Origin of the sequence: Pseudomonas sp. PDM32, assembly GCF_019219225.1 — a bacterium.
In the GTDB taxonomy this organism is placed as follows: Bacteria; Pseudomonadota; Gammaproteobacteria; order Pseudomonadales; family Pseudomonadaceae; genus Aquipseudomonas; species Aquipseudomonas laurylsulfatiphila.
This window is the reverse complement of sequence record NZ_JAHUWE010000008.1, coordinates 40,572-56,695: the sequence shown is the minus strand read 5'-3', so window position 1 is coordinate 56,695 and position 16,124 is coordinate 40,572. Positions and strand designations below refer to the sequence as shown.

Sequence of the window (16,124 nt, the reverse complement as noted above, 5' to 3'; positions counted from 1 at the left end):
GCTCTACTCTCGCTCAAGTTGACGTTAACGTAAAGGGTGATTGACAGCCATTCGTCACAGGCTTACGTTAACGTAAAGGTGAGAACCCATTGACAGTCCCACCAACCGACAAAAAAGCCAAAAGGTGACCCATGAGCTATCCATCCCTGAACTTCGCCCTCGGTGAAACCATCGACATGCTGCGCGATCAGGTCCAGTCCTTCGTCGCCAAGGAGATCGCCCCGCGCGCCGCTCAGATCGACATCGACAACCTGTTCCCCGCCGACCTGTGGCGCAAATTCGGCGACATGGGCCTGCTGGGCATTACCGTGCCTGAAGAGTACGGCGGCGCTGGCCTGGGTTACCTGGCCCACGTGGTCGCGATGGAAGAAATCAGTCGTGGCTCGGCCTCGGTGGCCCTGTCCTATGGCGCTCACTCCAACCTCTGCGTCAACCAGATCAACCGCAACGGCAACCACGAACAGAAATCCAAATACCTGCCGAAGCTGATCAGCGGCGAGCATATCGGCGCATTGGCCATGAGCGAACCGAATGCCGGTTCCGACGTGGTCTCGATGAAACTTCGCGCCGACAAGCGTGGCGACCACTACGTGCTCAACGGCAGCAAGACCTGGATCACCAACGGTCCGGACGCCAACACCTACGTGATCTACGCCAAGACCGACCTGGAAAAGGGCCCCCACGGCATCACCGCCTTCATCGTCGAGCGCGACTGGAAAGGTTTCAGCCGCAGCAACAAGTTCGACAAGCTCGGCATGCGCGGTTCGAACACCTGCGAGCTGTTCTTCGATGACGTCGAAGTGCCGGAAGAAAACATCCTCGGCGTACTCAACGGCGGCGTGAAAGTGCTGATGAGCGGCCTCGACTACGAGCGCGTCGTCCTTTCCGGTGGCCCGACCGGGATCATGCAGGCGTGCATGGACCTGATCGTGCCGTACATCCACGACCGCAAGCAGTTCGGCCAAAGCATCGGCGAATTCCAGCTGATCCAGGGCAAGGTCGCCGACATGTACACCCAGCTCAACGCCAGCCGCGCCTACCTGTACGCCGTGGCCCAGGCTTGCGAGCGCGGTGAAACCACGCGCAAGGACGCCGCCGGCGTGATCCTCTACAGCGCCGAACGTGCCACGCAAATGGCTCTGGACGCGATCCAGATTCTCGGTGGCAACGGCTACATCAATGAATTCCCGGCCGGCCGTCTGTTGCGTGACGCCAAGCTGTACGAAATCGGCGCGGGCACCAGTGAGATCCGTCGCATGCTGATCGGTCGCGAACTGTTCAACGAAACCCGCTAAACGGAGCTGTCCATGGCTACCCTGCATACCCAGCTCAACCCTCGTTCAGCGGAGTTCGCCACCAACAGCGCGGCGATGCTCCAGCAGGTCGACGCGTTGCACACCCTGCTCGCCCAAGTGGCGCAAGGTGGTGGCCCGAAGGCTCAGGAACGCCACACCTCGCGGGGCAAACTGCTGCCTCGCGAGCGCATCAACCGTTTGCTCGATCCGGGCTCGCCGTTTCTGGAAATCAGCCAACTGGCGGCGTATGAGGTGTATGGCGAAGACGTCCCCGCTGCGGGCGTGATCGCCGGGATCGGTCGTGTGGAAGGCGTCGAGTGCATGATCGTCGCCAACGACGCCACGGTGAAAGGTGGCTCGTACTATCCACTAACGGTGAAAAAACACCTGCGCGCCCAGACCATCGCCCAGCAGAACCGTCTGCCGTGCATCTACCTGGTGGACTCCGGCGGCGCCAACCTGCCGCGTCAGGATGAAGTGTTCCCGGACCGCGAGCACTTCGGGCGGATTTTCTTCAACCAGGCCAACATGAGCGCCATGGGCATTCCGCAGATTGCCGTGGTCATGGGCTCCTGCACCGCTGGTGGCGCCTACGTGCCGGCGATGGCCGACGAAGCGATCATGGTCCGCGAACAAGCGACGATCTTCCTCGCCGGCCCGCCGCTGGTGAAGGCCGCGACCGGTGAAGTGGTCAGTGCCGAAGACCTCGGCGGGGCCGATGTGCACTGCAAGATCTCCGGGGTGGCCGACCACTACGCCGAGAGCGATGAACACGCCCTGGCGCTGGCGCGCCGCAGCGTGGCCAACCTCAACTGGCGCAAGCAAGGCGAGGTTCAGCAACGCACACCAATCGCCCCGCTCTACAGCAGCGACGAGTTGTACGGCGTGGTGCCGGCCGATGCCAAGCAGCCGTTCGACGTGCGCGAAGTCATCGCGCGGCTGGTGGACGGTTCGGTGTTCGACGAGTTCAAGGCGCTGTTCGGGACCACGCTGGTCTGCGGTTTTGCTTACCTGCACGGTTACCCGATCGCGATCCTCGCCAACAACGGCATTCTTTTCGCTGAAGCGGCGCAAAAAGGCGCGCACTTCATTGAACTGGCGTGTCAGCGCGGCATTCCGTTGTTGTTCCTGCAAAACATCACCGGCTTCATGGTCGGCCAGAAATACGAAGCCGGCGGTATTGCCAAGCACGGCGCGAAACTGGTGACGGCGGTGGCTTGCGCCAAGGTGCCGAAGTTCACGGTGATCATCGGCGGCAGCTTCGGTGCCGGCAACTACGGCATGTGCGGTCGCGCCTACGATCCGCGCTTCTTGTGGATGTGGCCAAACGCACGCATCGGTGTGATGGGTGCCGAACAGGCGGCCGGCGTGCTGGTGCAGGTCAAGCGCGAACAGGCCGAACGCAGCGGCCATGGTTTCAGTGCCGAGCAGGAAGCCGAGATCAAGCAACCGATCCTCGACCAGTACGAAGAACAGGGTCACCCCTACTATTCCAGCGCGCGCCTGTGGGACGACGGTGTCATCGACCCGGCCCAGACCCGCGACGTACTGGCCCTGGCCTTGTCCGCGTCGTTGAACGCGCCAATCGAACCGAGCCGCTTCGGCGTGTTCCGGATGTGATTTTTTTGTTGTAGGAGCGAGCCGGCTCGCGATGGACGTTGACGATAACGCGTGGTTTCTGAAAAAACGCGCCGCCCTGTAGCCCATCGCGAGCAAGCTCGCTCCTACACAAGAGCCGTGGAGACGGACAACATGAGCGACTTCAACACCCTCGAACTGCTGAGCGATCCAAGGGGTTTTGCGACTCTCTGGCTCAGCCGTGAAGAAAAGAACAACGCCTTCAACGCCGAAATGATCCGCGAACTGATCATCGCCCTCGACAAAGTCGCGAGCGATGCCAGCCTGCGTTTCCTGATCGTGCGCGGCCGTGGCAAGCATTTCAGCGCCGGTGCCGACCTTGCCTGGATGCAGCAATCGGCCGAACTCGATTACGCCACCAACCTCGATGACGCCCGGGAACTGGCGGAGTTGATGTACAACCTGGCCAAGCTGAAAGTGCCGACCCTGGCCGTGGTGCAAGGCGCAGCCTTTGGCGGAGCGCTGGGCCTGATCAGTTGCTGCGACATGGCCATCGGTGCCGATGACGCGCAGTTCTGCCTGTCGGAAGTGCGCATCGGCCTGGCACCCGCAGTGATCAGCCCATTCGTGGTGCAAGCCATCGGCGAGCGCGCGACCCGGCGTTATGCCCTGACGGCCGAGCGCTTTGGCGGGCAACGGGCACGGGAAATCGGCCTGTTGTCGGAGAGCTATGCCAGTGCCGAACTGGAGCAGAAAGTCGAACAGTGGATCGACAACCTGCTGCTCAACAGCCCGGCCGCCATGCGCGCCAGCAAGGATCTTTTGCGCGAAGTCGGCGACGGCTCATTGACCCCGGCATTGCGCCGCTACACCGAAAACGCCATCGCCCGCATCCGCGTCAGCCCCGAAGGGCAGGAAGGCCTGCGCGCCTTCCTGCAAAAACGTCCACCGAGCTGGCAAGCCGAAACCACCAAGGAGCCCCGTTGATGAGCGCACCTGTACTCACCACCCTGCTGGTGGCCAACCGTGGCGAAATCGCTTGCCGGGTGATGCGCACCGCCAAGGCCCTGGGCCTGACGACCGTGGCCGTGCACAGCGCCACCGACCGTGACGCCCGGCACAGCCGCGAAGCCGACATTCGCGTTGACCTGGGTGGCAGCAAAGCCGCCGACAGTTATCTGCAGATCGACAAACTGATCGCCGCCGCCAAGGCCAGCGGCGCCCAGGCGATTCACCCCGGCTATGGTTTTCTGTCGGAGAACGCCGGATTCGCCCGCGCCATCGAAAACGCCGGCCTGATTTTCCTCGGCCCACCGGCCTCGGCCATCGACGCCATGGGCAGCAAGTCCGCGGCCAAAGCCTTGATGGAAACCGCCGGCGTGCCACTGGTGCCCGGTTATCACGGCGAAGCCCAGGACCTGGAAACCTTCCGTGCCGCCTGCGAACGCATCGGCTACCCGGTACTGCTCAAGGCCACCGCGGGTGGTGGCGGTAAAGGCATGAAAGTGGTCGAGGACGTCAGCCAGCTGGCCGAAGCCCTGGCCTCGGCCCAGCGCGAGGCGCAATCGTCGTTCGGCGATTCGCGGATGCTGGTGGAGAAATACCTGCTCAAGCCACGTCACGTGGAAATCCAGGTGTTCGCCGACCAACACGGCAACTGCCTGTACCTCAATGAGCGTGACTGCTCGATTCAGCGCCGGCACCAGAAGGTCGTCGAAGAAGCCCCGGCACCGGGCCTGAGTCCGGAACTGCGGCGCGCCATGGGTGAAGCGGCTGTGCGCTCGGCGCAGGCCATCGGCTACGTCGGTGCCGGCACCGTCGAGTTTTTGCTGGATGCCCGCGGCGAATTCTTCTTCATGGAGATGAACACCCGCCTGCAAGTCGAACACCCGGTCACCGAAGCCATCACCGGTCTCGACCTGGTAGCCTGGCAAATTCGTGTGGCGCGCGGCGAAGCGTTGCCGATGACTCAGGATCAGGTGCCGCTGGTGGGCCACGCGATCGAAGTGCGGCTGTACGCCGAAGATCCGGGCAATGATTTCCTGCCGGCGACCGGTCGCCTGGAGTTGTATCGCGAATCCGCCCCGGGGCCTGGGCGCCGGGTGGACAGCGGCGTTGAAGAAGGTGATGAGATCTCGCCGTTCTACGACCCGATGCTCGGCAAGCTGATTGCCTGGGGTGAGGATCGTGAACAGGCACGGTTGCGCCTGTTGAGCATGCTCGACGAGTTCGCCATCGGCGGGTTGAAGACCAACATCAATTTCCTGCGGCGCATCATCGGTCACCCGGCGTTCGCCGCTGCCGAACTCGATACCGGCTTCATTCCGCGCTATCAGGAACAGTTGTTGCCGGCGCCAGTGGAACTCGGCGATGAGTTCTGGCAAGCCGCCGCCCAGGCATTTGCCCAGAGCCAGCCGCACGCAACCCGTGCCGATGACCCGGCTTCACCGTGGGCGGCGCCTAATGGTCTGCGTGCCGGTTTGCCGAGAGAAATCACTCTGCACTTGAGTTGTGAAGGCCAGGACTGTGCGCTGACGCTGGGCGACATCAATGCCCACAGCGCCCGACTCAAGGGCGAGCATCTGTTGACCGAGCAGGCTGGCGTACGCCGTCAACACCGCGCGATACGCCGTGGCGAGCAGGTGTATTTGCAGTGGGATGGCGAATTGCACCGCATCGAGGCCTACGACCCGATCAGCGCCGTCGAGGCCAGCCACAGCCATCAGGGCGGACTGACCGCACCGATGAACGGCAGCATCGTCCGCGTGCTGGTGGAGGCCGGGCAATCGGTCGAGGCCGGAGCGCAGTTGGTGGTACTTGAAGCGATGAAAATGGAGCACAGCATTCGCGCGCCCCATGCCGGGGTGATCAAGGCGCTGTATTGCCAGGAAGGCGAGATGGTCAGTGAAGGCAGTGCGCTGGTCGAACTGGAAGAAGCGTGAAATGAAGATCGGTCCTACGCATTGCCAGGACCGATCTGATCAGAACCTGGCTGTTGCCTGAACCACCACGCCGATGATTCGACATTCGTCGGCGTACAAGGCTTTCGGATACGTCGGATTGAGCGGGACCAGATAACGCTGACCGCCCTCTTCGATCAGCTTGCGGAACGTGGCCTCGGTGCTGTCCGGCCACTGGGCAATGACCAGTTTGCCAGGCACGGCTTCCACGGCCGGGTCCACCAGAATCAGCATGCCTTCCGGGATGCTGATGCCATTGGGCGCGGTCATCGCGTCGCCCGCCACTCTCAACCAGAATGCCGGCCCCCGGGCGTGGTAATCGGACAGTTCATAGCGCTCCTTGCCGTACACCGGAACCTCGCCGTCGCGCACTTCGGCAGGCTCGCGCCAGTCACTGACCGGGTAGCGAAAGTACGGGTTGTACTTGTGGGCCAGGGGGATTTCGTCGTCCGCTGACGCCTGAGGTTCCCGGATCACCAGCGCCACTTCGAGAAACTCCAGGCCCAGCGCCTTCAGCACCCGGTTCATGTCTTCGATGCCTGGTTCACGACGTTTGTTGAGCCAGTGGCCAATGCCGCCCTGGGACATCCCGAGGCGCTCGGCGAGTATCTCTTGAGTGATTTTGAGTTCACTCATCTTGGCCTTGACCAATTCAATCCATTTATCCATGTGCGGCACGATACGTGGGCGCCTCCGACCATCAAAACACAAATTGTAGTATTTAAATTCTCGTCACAAATACAGTTCGTATTAGGATCGACTCACGGATCTGAATCTAACACGGAGCTTGCCATCGCCATGAACTCACCCGCCAATGACCTGCCAGGCATGCAAATCGACACTACCCTCACCTCATCCCTGGACTCGGCGGCGGCACAACGCGCGCTGGACTATTACTTGAAACCTGCTGTTTCGGAGGAAGTGGCCGAGTCGCGTTTTTTTGATGTGAACCGCAACATCAGCGGCGAAGAAGCGCTGGTCCATGCCTTGGACCTGTTGCGCTGCGCTGCCGCCACCGCGTACGAATCAGCCAGCCACCTGCAAGGCGTAAACCGCGACCTGGCGTTTTCGACGGTGCACATGATCGACATGGCCAAGGCGATGGTCGATCGGTCGCTGGAAAAGTATGAAAACGCTTGAGGTGAGAAGGCAGATCAAGAGGACAGGAAAGAATTTTCCTGTCGCGCAGGTAAAAACGTTTGACTTGCAAACGAGAATGATTATTATTGCATCGACTGATCGCGAGATCAGTCGATGGACCAGGTGACCTTAGGTCGGTCTCCTGGACTATCTCCTCATCAGGCTAATCACGGTTTTTGACCCGGCTTTTTGCCGGGTCTTTTTTTGCCAGTTTTTTTCTGGCTTTGGCTTCAGGCTAATGAAGTCTTTGGGTGCCGCAAATTCGATGGCGCGGATGATATCAAAAGAATTCCAGTTGGCAAGAGAAGCCCGGCATCATGGGTTCAATCCAGCGACAGATAGCACTTGAGAAGCAATCGCACAGTCTCTAAGCTGCGTCAGCGTCAAGGAGGACGCCCCCACCTCTGCACCCCGCAATTTCCCTCGGTTTCACCCCTCTCTTGCGTGTAAAGTAGCCGCGATAAAAATCATATTCAGGACCCGATTATGACCGTGGCCAAATCCTCTTTCGACATCAGTGCCAACTTCGACAGCGGCAACATCCAAGTCATCGACATCAGCGATCCGCTCAAACCGCTTCTGGCCATTCGTCCGGACACCCGCAGTGCCCATTTCCAGTGGTTCCACTTCAAGGCCAGCGGCCTGCATGTCGGCCAGGACCACTGGTTTCGCCTGAACAATGCCAGCCAGTCCTCCTATAACAAGGCCTGGACCGGCTATCAGGCGGTGGCGTCCTACGATCACGTCAACTGGTTCCGCGTACCCACCATTTTCGAAGGCGACTGTCTGCGTTTCAGCCTCGAAGCCGAGCAGACCCACGCCTGGTTCGCCTACTTCGAACCCTACAGCCGCGGCCGCCACGACTGGCTGATCGAGCAGGCGCTGAGCAAGGCCGGAACCGAACTGCTGGCCACCGGCAAGAGCGTCGAAGGCCGTGACATCCAGCTGTTGCGCAAAGGCACCGGGGCCGAAGGTCGACGCAAGGTGTGGATGATTGCCCAGCAACATCCGGGCGAACACATGGCCGAGTGGTTCATGGAAGGCGTGATCGAACGCCTGGAAAAACACGATGACCCTGTGCTGAACAAACTGCTGGCCAGCGCCGACCTGTACCTGGTGCCGAACATGAACCCGGACGGCGCTTTCCACGGTCACCTGCGCACCAACGCCATGGGCCAGGACCTCAATCGTGCCTGGCAGAGCGCCAGCCAGGAAATCAGCCCGGAGGTTCTGTTCGTTCAGCAGCAGATGGAAAAGTACGGTGTCGATATGTTCCTCGACGTTCACGGCGATGAGGAGATCCCTCACGTGTTCACCGCCGGCTGCGAAGGCAATCCCGGTTACACGCCGCGGATCGAAAAGCTCGAGGAGCACTTCCGCAGCCACCTGAAGCACACCACCAAAGACTTCCAGACCAAGTACGGCTACACCCGCGACGAACCGGGCCAGGCCAACATGACGCTGGCCTGCAACAGCGTCGGCCAGAAGTACGACTGCCTGTCACTGACCCTGGAAATGCCGTTCAAGGATCATGATGATCATCCGAATCCGTTGACGGGCTGGTCGGGCAAGCGGTCGAAGCAGTTGGGCAAGGATGTACTCACCACCCTTGCGGATATGGTCGATACCCTGCGCTGATCACCCTCACAAAGCGCTGCAGCCGGTGCACTTGTGGCGAGGGGGCTTGCCCCCGTTGGGGTGCGCAGCAGCCCTAAAATCAGATGACGCGGTAAATCAGGTATACCGCGCCGGATCGGTTTACGTCTGCTGCGCAGCCGGACGGGGGCAAGCCCCCTCGCCACAATGGTTAGCCTGCATCCTCTTAACCGCGATCCTTACCCCGCAACATGCTGTCCAGCACCTCATCACGCCGCACCCAACCGTGAAACAGCGCAGCCGCCAGATGCAGCAACACGGTCAGAAACAGCAGATACGCCAGATACCCATGCGCCTTGCGCAAAAACGCAAACAGCTGTGCATTCGCCGACACAATCGACGGTAGCTGCAACGAACTGCTGAGCATGACCGGCTCGCCCGATGCCGAAATCATCGCCCAGCCCAGCAGCGGCAAGACCAGCATCAGTGCATACAACAAGACATGCGAAGCCTTGGCCGCCAGCGCTTGCCAACCCGGCAGGTCAGCCGGCAGCGGAGGCTGTGTGGTGGAGAAACGCACCACCAGACGCACAATCACCAACAGCAAAATCGCGATGCCCAAGGGTTTGTGCAAATGGATCAGCCATTCATGCCGTTCGGACACCGAGGCGACCATGCCGGCGCCGATAAACAGCATGGCGATGATCAACAGCGCCATCAGCCAGTGCAGCAGGCGCGCCAGCGGGGCGAAGTGGTTCGGTTGAGTGCTCATTGCTGGACCTCCTGCTTGGCGGCGGGCAACTGACTGACTTCGCTGGTGCGACGCAGGTAGGAATTGGCGTACCCGGCTGAACGCGCGGCGAGCAACGGGTCGTCGGAACCTTCGATCCCGGCAGGCAACACCAGCGGATCGTAATTGATGTCACGGCATTCGCCGTTGAGTTGCGGCTGAGTCTTTTCAAGCACCAGCGTGCCAGCGTTCAGCACCTTGCGTCCTTCGGGCCAGGCTTTGCTGGCGTCGTTCACCGGATCGCCGGGGTTGGCCAGGGTGATGTTCAGTTGCCAGCGCAAGGGGCCTGCGGCGATTCGCTGGACCAGGTCTTTCTCCAGGAAATCACTGCCCTCCGGCGCCGTGGCCCCGGGTGCGTCCTGGGCCAGAGGCACCATGTTCCAGCGCACAGCCTGGCGTTGACCCGCCGCGTTGACCAGGTAGAACGCATTGACGCTGTTGTAGTTTTCGGTCACGTAACTGGCCGACGGCTTGGCGGTTTTGATCCAGGCCAGGAAAGGTGCCGCTTCCGGGTGCGAAGCAAAGAATGCGGGCACGGCCTTGGGGTCCGGCTTGCCGGTGGCCGGGTCTGGCGACTGGGCTTTTTGCAATTGATAGAACGCCTCGGGCGTGCCCACCGGGAACACCGGCATGCTGTTCATTCCGGTGCGCCACTGCTGGCCGTTGGCCTGAGTGAAACGCAAGGCCATGCTGCGGATCGGCACGGCACTGTCCGGCGCGTAGGGGTTACCGGCCGGCAAGGCGAAACGCCCGACCACCGACGTCTGCGCCTCATTGAACACCTGAGCGGTGGAATAGCTGCGCGCCTCGCCACTGCTCTCGAAATGCCCGATCACGCACACACCTTTGGAATGGTTGCGGCGGAAACCCGGATGCACACCGTTGTTGGTTTCCAGCACGTTGATCAGTTTCTTCGGGGTCAGGCGCTGTGGGTCGAAGGTGCCGTTGACGTAGGCAAACGCCCCGGCCAGTGCGGCAACGACCACGGCAATGCCAGCCAGACGCAACGTCAGGCTCGCCGCACTCAAGGGTGGCCGGGTGGGCGGTGATGATCGATCTACCATGAAAGACTCCAGGGCCATCGGCCACAAGTGAGAAGAATCAAGCAGACGAACCGCACACAGTTTTATTCCCACGTACGGTATTTATTTTTTCTGACGTGGAATAACCTCCAATAGCGAGCGTCTTCCTGGTCCACTGTCCAGCGTAGTGACTAGTCAGGACTTCATGAACGATATCGACGAACAACTCAGAGAAATCATTCCCCGATTGCGACGGTTCGCCGTGTCGCTGACGCGCAACCCGAGCAGCGCTGACGACCTGGTGCAAACGAGCCTGGAACGGGCGCTGTCGAGTTGGGCTGGCAAACGCGCCGAGGGCGACTTGCGCGCCTGGCTGTTCTCGATTCTGTATCGACAGTTTCTCGATGCGCACCGCCGCTCCCGGCGCTACGCGCGCATGCTCGATTTTTTCACCGGCCGTGACGATGCCCAGCCCTCGGTGGAGCGCACCGTCATTGCCCAATCGACCCTCAATGCCTTCGATCAACTGCCCACCGAACAACGTGCGCTGCTGCTCTGGGTCTCGGTAGAAGGCTTGAGTTACAAGGAGGTCGCCGAGATTCTCGACGTCCCCACCGGCACCGTGATGTCCCGCCTGTCCCGGGCTCGCCAGGCCCTGCGCCAACTCAGCGATGGCGAAATCAACCGCCCCTCCCTGCGGAGACTCAAATGATCAGCATGCCCCCAAGCGAGCGTGACTTGCACGCCTACGTCGACCACCAACTCAGCGAGGACGACCGACGCCTGGTGGAGACTTTTCTCACAAGCAATCCGACGGTTGCCGATCAAGTGCGGGCCTGGCAACAAGATGCCCAGCAACTGCGCGCGGCCCTGAGTGGCGTGTTGCAACAACCGGCCAATCCGGAACTCGATCCGGCCATGATTCGCCAACGCCTGAAACGCCAATCGCGGCGACATCTGGCCAGCGCGGCCGTGTTGCTGATCGCGGTCAGCATCGGCGGTTTCAGTGGCTGGCAGGCCCGTGAGATGACCTTCACTGGCGCACAGCTGCCGATGACCGATGCGCTGCAGGCGTATCGTCTGATTGCCCAGCAAGGGATCCTGCCAGCCGACTACAGGGCCAGCGACGACGGCGACATGCAGAGCTGGCTCGACCGTTATTTCACCCAGGCCAATCGCTTGCCTGACCTGTCGGGGGCAGGCTTCAAACCGGCCAGCGGGCGCTTGCTCAGCACCGAACAAGGGCCGGCGGCGATGGTGGTCTACGAGAATCAGGGCGGGCAGAAAATCAGCTTCTACGTGCGCCCCCCGGGACCGAAAAACTTCATGTTGCCAAGAGGCAGTCGCAGTGATGGCGACTTGCGGGCCGAGTATTGGTCGGGGGGCGGTTACAACTATGCGATGGTCAGCCCGGCGGATACGCCGGCGGCGCAGATGCTGAAGCAGACCGTGCAGTTTTAGTCACACCCACAGAACATGAATGGAACACTGTTCTATTGTGGGAGCGGGCTTGCTCGCGAAAGCGGAGTGTCAGTCGACATTCATTTATCTGATACACCGCCTTCGCGAGCAAGCCCGCTCCCACAGGGGATCGGTGGTGACTCACCCCTGTCCAAATACTTGAGAAGGCCGGCGCAGCAATGGATCGAACGGATTGATCCGCGGCCCGATCAATGCCGCTTCGCGCTTGAGCATCTCCACCACCGTCGGCAAACGATCCGGGCCCAGGCGGTCACTCACGGTCGCCACGCTCAACGCCGCCACCGCCCGACCCTCACGATCGAGAATCGGCACCGCCACCCCGGCCATACCCTGCAGCACACCGGTGTTGCGCCCGGCGTAACCGAGCTTGCGCACGCTCTCGACTTCCGAGCGCAGGAACACCTCGTCATACAGATGGAAGTCCTTCAGCCGCGGCAAGTTGTAGTGGATCACCGTGTCGCGCTCTTCCGGCGGCAGAAACGCCAGGATCGCCAAGCTGCCCTGCCCAACGCCCAGAGCCACGCGTCCGCCGATATCGCCGGTGAAGGTACGAATCGGAAACGGCCCTTCACTGCGATCCAGGCAGATTGCATCAAAGCCGCTGCGCGCCAGCAGAAACAACGAATCCCCCAGCGATGCCGATAGCCGCAGCAGTGCCGGACGCACCAATTCGCGCAGGTTGCCGCTGTTGCCCGCGCGGGCGGCCAAAGCGAAAAAGTCCAGGCTCAGGCGATAGCGCTTGCTGCGCGCGTCCTGCTCGACCATGCCCTCGTCCATCAGACTGCGCAATAAACGATGGGTCGTCGGCTGCGACAAACCGATGTGTTGCGCCAGTTGCGTCACGCGCTCACCGCCCTCGACGGTATCGCCCAACGCACGCAGCACCGCAAACAGTCGTGAGACAGCGCCGACACCGACATCATTTTTATTTCCATTCCGCTCAGTGGAATCAGACATGATTTTTCTCGACGATTAATTTACTCACCGAATGAAACTAAAAATAGTCATCGCTTCAGTGAAATAGGCCATTGAGCCCATCCTAGTCTTCGTCCTAATCTGCGTCCAGACAGGGGCGATTCGAACAACAGCGGCAGCCGACTCAAGTCGAGCGCCAACGCCCCCCGGAAACATTTTTTTCGTATCTGCCCATACAAAAAAGCGCGCCTTCGGGCGACGCATAACAATCTCAGGTGGAGGCGCAGTCATGGCTTTTTTGCAACTTGAAAAACTCGGCAAACGCTACGGTGAAATCGACGCCGTGGTCGCCACCGACCTCTCGGTGGAGAAAGGCGAATTCGTTTCCCTGCTCGGCCCTTCCGGATGCGGTAAAACCACCACCCTGCAAATGATCGCCGGGTTCGTTGAAGTCACCAGCGGGCGTATCGTCCTGGACGGTCGTGACATCACCCATGCCAAGCCCGCCAGCCGTGGCCTGGGCGTGGTGTTCCAGAGTTACGCGCTGTTCCCGCACATGACCGTCAAGGACAACGTCGCCTTCGGCCTGCGCATGCGCAAGGTGCCGAATGCCGAGATCCGGCAGCGGGTTGAGCGGGTTCTGAAACTGGTTCGCCTGCACCAGCACGCAGAGCGCTACCCACGGGAGCTGTCCGGCGGCCAGCGTCAGCGTGTAGCTCTGGCTCGGGCTTTGGTGATCCAGCCACCGGTGCTGCTGCTCGATGAACCGCTGTCCAACCTCGACGCCAATCTGCGCGAAGAGATGCAGTTCGAGATCCGCCGCATCCAGCGCGAAGTCGGCATCACCACGCTGATGGTCACCCACGACCAGTCCGAAGCCCTGTCGATCAGCGACCGCGTGGTGGTGATGCAGGCCGGACGCATCACCCAGATCGACGCGCCCTACACCCTCTACGAACACCCGCGTACCGAGTTCATTTCCGGGTTCGTCGGCAAGGCCAACCTGCTGCCCGGTGAACGCGATACGGCCGGTGTGGTTCAGGTGTGCGGACGTGGCGATGGCGACCTGACCCTGAGCCTGCGTCCAGAGAAAATCGATCTGCGCGAGGCTGGCGTTGGTCGCCTGCAAGGCAAGGTCAGCAGCCGTTTCTTCCTCGGCAGCCAGTGGCTGTACGGTGTGTCGACAACCCTGGGCGAACTCTGCGTGGTGCGCCGCAACGATGGCTCGGCACCATTGAGCGAAGGCACGGCGGTCGGCCTTGACTGGGACGCGGCGCTGTTGCGGGTGCTGAGTGTCGACGAAGTGACGGCATGAGTGCACTCGCCGCCATTCGCCTGGGGCGCCAGGGTTACCTGCTATCGGCACCTGCCCTGGCGTTGTATGTCAGCCTGCTGGTGATCCCGTTGATGCTGACGCTACTGCTGTCGTTCAACGTCTTCGACTACGGCTCGGGGATCAAGGGCGACGCCTACACCGTCGAACACTACGGCAGCCTGCTGGGCGATCCGTACTTCTACGAGATCTTTCTGCGCACCCTGTGGATCAGCGCCCTCACCACATTGCTCTGCGTGCTGATCGGGGTTCCCGAGGCGTACATCCTCAGCCGCATGGGTGCGCCGTGGCGCTCGATTTTTTTGATCCTGATCCTCACTCCGCTGCTGATCTCGGTCGTAGTACGCGCCTTCGGCTGGAGCCTGCTGCTCGGCGCCGACGGCCTGGTCAACCAGACCCTGCAAGCCTTCGGCGGCTCGCCGATGAAGCTGCTCTACACGCCGTTCGCGGTGGTGATTGCGTTGGTTCACGTGATGCTGCCGTTCATGATCATTCCGGTGTGGACCTCGCTGCAGAAACTCGACCCGGCCGCCGAACAAGCCGCGCTGTCGCTGGGCGCCGGTCACTTCACGGTGATTCGCCAGGTGGTATTGCCGCAGATCATGCCCGGCATCCTGTCCGGCACCCTGATCGTGTTCGGCCTCGCCGCCAGCTCCTTCGCCATTCCCGGCCTGCTCGGCGGACGTCGCCTGAAGATGGTCGCCACGCTGATCTACGACCAGTACCTGTCGGAACTCAACTGGCCCATGGGCGCGGCCATTGCCGTGGCTCTGCTGCTCATCAACCTGCTGATCATGCTGTCGTGGAACCGCATGATCGAAGGCCGCTACAAGAAGTCATTGGGATAATTCGTCATGTCCAGGAACGGTTCTTTCGCCCTGCTGTTTCACACCCTGGTGGTGCTGTTCATGCTCGCACCGCTGGTGGTGGTGTGCCTGGTGGCCTTCACTCCGGAGAACACCCTGAGCCTGCCGACCACCGAGTTTTCCCTGCGCTGGTTCCGGGCCGTGTTCGAGCGCGCCGACTTTGTCGATGCCTTCTATAACAGCCTGATTCTGGCGTTCAGCGCGGCCAGTCTGGCGACACTGATTGCCGTGCCGGCGGCGCTGGCGATCACCCGCTTCGAATTCCCTGGCCGGGACTTTTTCAATGGGCTGTTTCTGTCGCCAATCATCATTCCGCACCTGGTACTGGGTGTGGCGCTGCTGCGTTTGTTTGCACTGATAGGGGTCAACGGCAGCTTCGCCTGGCTGATATTCGCTCACGTGCTGGTGATCACTCCGTATGTGCTGCGCTTGGTGCTGGCCTCGGCCATCGGCCTGGATCGCAGCGCCGAACACGCCGCGCAATCCTTGGGTGCCGGGCGTTTCACGCTGTTCCGGCAGATCACTTTGCCGATGATCCTGCCGGGGGTCGCCGGGGGCTGGCTGCTGGCATTCATCAACAGTTTCGACGAAGTCACCCTGTCGATCTTCGTCACCTCGCCGGCCACGCAAACCCTGCCGGTACGCATGTACGTCTACGCCACCGAATCCATCGACCCGATGATGGCGGCGGTGTCGGCACTGGTCATCGCGCTGACCGCGCTGACCATGATTCTGCTCGACCGGGTCTATGGCCTGGATCGGGTTCTGGTGGGCAAGCAATGAGGACGCCATGGCGCTGCTGAAACGACTGGCCGAAGGCGACCGCCCGGTCCTGGACTTTACTCTCGACGGCCAACCGGCCAGCGGCTTGCTCGGCGATACCGTGCTGACTGCGGTGCTGACCTGCAGCGATCACCTGCGCGGCAGCGACTTCAGCGCCGAACCCCGCGCCGGCTTCTGCCTGATGGGCGCCTGCCAGGACTGCTGGGTGCGCCTGGGCGATGGTCGCCGGGTACGTGCGTGCTCGACGTTGCTGGAAGCCGGGCAACACATCAACCGCGAACCGGGGCGATCGATATGAACACCCATTCCCACTACAGAAACCGAATCCCCTGTGGGAGCGCGCTGGCTCGCGAAAGCGGCCTGC

16 protein-coding genes are annotated in these 16,124 nt (G+C 61.5%); 12 read left to right on the top strand and 4 right to left on the bottom strand.

Features of this window, described 5'->3' with window-relative positions; all coding sequences use genetic code 11:
• Positions 1-131: 131 nt before the first annotated feature.
• From KW846_RS16380 to KW846_RS16365, 4 genes are all read left to right on the top strand, one after another.
• On the top strand, positions 132-1,295 hold the full coding sequence (locus tag KW846_RS16380; RefSeq protein WP_008031893.1) for an isovaleryl-CoA dehydrogenase: 1,164 nt from the start codon (positions 132-134) through the stop codon (positions 1,293-1,295).
• 12 nt (positions 1,296-1,307) lie between these two features.
• Positions 1,308-2,915: a carboxyl transferase domain-containing protein gene (locus KW846_RS16375; RefSeq protein WP_218483474.1), complete on the top strand. Its 1,608-nt coding sequence runs from the start codon at positions 1,308-1,310 to the stop codon at positions 2,913-2,915.
• Positions 2,916-3,047: 132 nt separating this feature from the next.
• Positions 3,048-3,860 (top strand): gamma-carboxygeranoyl-CoA hydratase, encoded by an 813-nt coding sequence (locus KW846_RS16370; protein WP_007981004.1) that lies wholly within the window; start codon positions 3,048-3,050, stop codon positions 3,858-3,860.
• Positions 3,860-5,815, top strand: coding sequence for an acetyl/propionyl/methylcrotonyl-CoA carboxylase subunit alpha (locus KW846_RS16365; RefSeq protein ID WP_218483472.1), 1,956 nt, complete (start codon positions 3,860-3,862; stop codon positions 5,813-5,815). The genes KW846_RS16370 and KW846_RS16365 overlap by 1 nt, the downstream gene beginning before the upstream one ends.
• A gap of 39 nt (positions 5,816-5,854) precedes the next feature.
• Here the strand turns inward: KW846_RS16365 and KW846_RS16360 are convergent, their stop codons facing one another.
• Positions 5,855-6,502 (bottom strand): LexA family transcriptional regulator, encoded by a 648-nt coding sequence (locus KW846_RS16360; RefSeq protein WP_218483469.1) that lies wholly within the window; start codon positions 6,500-6,502, stop codon positions 5,855-5,857.
• A 129-nt stretch (positions 6,503-6,631) separates the two neighbouring features.
• Between KW846_RS16360 and KW846_RS16355 the strand changes: the two genes are divergently transcribed.
• A complete protein-coding gene (locus KW846_RS16355; protein ID WP_218483467.1) occupies positions 6,632-6,973 on the top strand; it encodes a DUF6124 family protein in 342 nt (113 codons plus the stop codon).
• 486 nt (positions 6,974-7,459) lie between these two features.
• Entirely contained in the window at positions 7,460-8,611 is a 1,152-nt protein-coding gene (locus tag KW846_RS16350) for a M14-type cytosolic carboxypeptidase (protein ID WP_104447815.1), read from the top strand.
• A gap of 184 nt (positions 8,612-8,795) precedes the next feature.
• Here KW846_RS16350 and KW846_RS16345 read toward each other — a convergent pair whose 3' ends face one another.
• Entirely contained in the window at positions 8,796-9,341 is a 546-nt protein-coding gene (locus tag KW846_RS16345; protein WP_218483465.1) for a cytochrome b, read from the bottom strand.
• Complete coding sequence (locus KW846_RS16340; RefSeq protein WP_218483463.1) at positions 9,338-10,423, bottom strand: catalase family peroxidase; 1,086 nt, start codon at positions 10,421-10,423, stop codon at positions 9,338-9,340. Before KW846_RS16340 ends, KW846_RS16345 begins: the two co-directional genes overlap by 4 nt.
• Positions 10,424-10,586: 163 nt before the next feature.
• Here KW846_RS16340 and KW846_RS16335 point away from each other — a divergent pair, with 163 nt between their 5' ends.
• A complete protein-coding gene (locus KW846_RS16335; protein ID WP_218483461.1) occupies positions 10,587-11,093 on the top strand; it encodes a sigma-70 family RNA polymerase sigma factor in 507 nt (168 codons plus the stop codon).
• The gene (locus KW846_RS16330) at positions 11,090-11,842 is read left to right on the top strand and encodes an anti-sigma factor (RefSeq protein WP_218483459.1); all 753 of its coding nucleotides are present in this window, start codon (positions 11,090-11,092) and stop codon (positions 11,840-11,842) included. Before KW846_RS16335 ends, KW846_RS16330 begins: the two co-directional genes overlap by 4 nt.
• Before the next feature lie 141 nt (positions 11,843-11,983).
• On the opposite strand, the gene KW846_RS16325 is transcribed toward KW846_RS16330, so the two are convergent.
• Entirely contained in the window at positions 11,984-12,820 is an 837-nt protein-coding gene (locus KW846_RS16325) for an IclR family transcriptional regulator (RefSeq protein WP_218483456.1), read from the bottom strand.
• A gap of 247 nt (positions 12,821-13,067) precedes the next feature.
• On the opposite strand from KW846_RS16325, the gene KW846_RS16320 reads away from it, so the two are divergent.
• The 4 genes from KW846_RS16320 to KW846_RS16305 are packed head-to-tail and all read left to right on the top strand — an operon-like array spanning position 13,068 to position 16,058.
• Positions 13,068-14,093, top strand: a complete 1,026-nt coding sequence (locus tag KW846_RS16320) for an ABC transporter ATP-binding protein (RefSeq protein WP_116581318.1) — start codon at positions 13,068-13,070, stop codon at positions 14,091-14,093.
• A complete protein-coding gene (locus tag KW846_RS16315; protein ID WP_007992817.1) occupies positions 14,090-14,959 on the top strand; it encodes an ABC transporter permease in 870 nt (289 codons plus the stop codon). Before KW846_RS16320 ends, KW846_RS16315 begins: the two co-directional genes overlap by 4 nt.
• Positions 14,960-14,965: 6 nt before the next feature.
• On the top strand, positions 14,966-15,760 hold the full coding sequence (locus KW846_RS16310; RefSeq protein ID WP_095966537.1) for an ABC transporter permease: 795 nt from the start codon (positions 14,966-14,968) through the stop codon (positions 15,758-15,760).
• A gap of 7 nt (positions 15,761-15,767) precedes the next feature.
• Positions 15,768-16,058 carry a (2Fe-2S)-binding protein gene (locus tag KW846_RS16305; protein WP_095966538.1) on the top strand — a complete coding sequence of 97 codons (291 nt, stop codon included), beginning with the start codon at positions 15,768-15,770 and terminating at the stop codon, positions 16,056-16,058.
• The last annotated feature ends 66 nt before the right edge of the window (positions 16,059-16,124 follow it).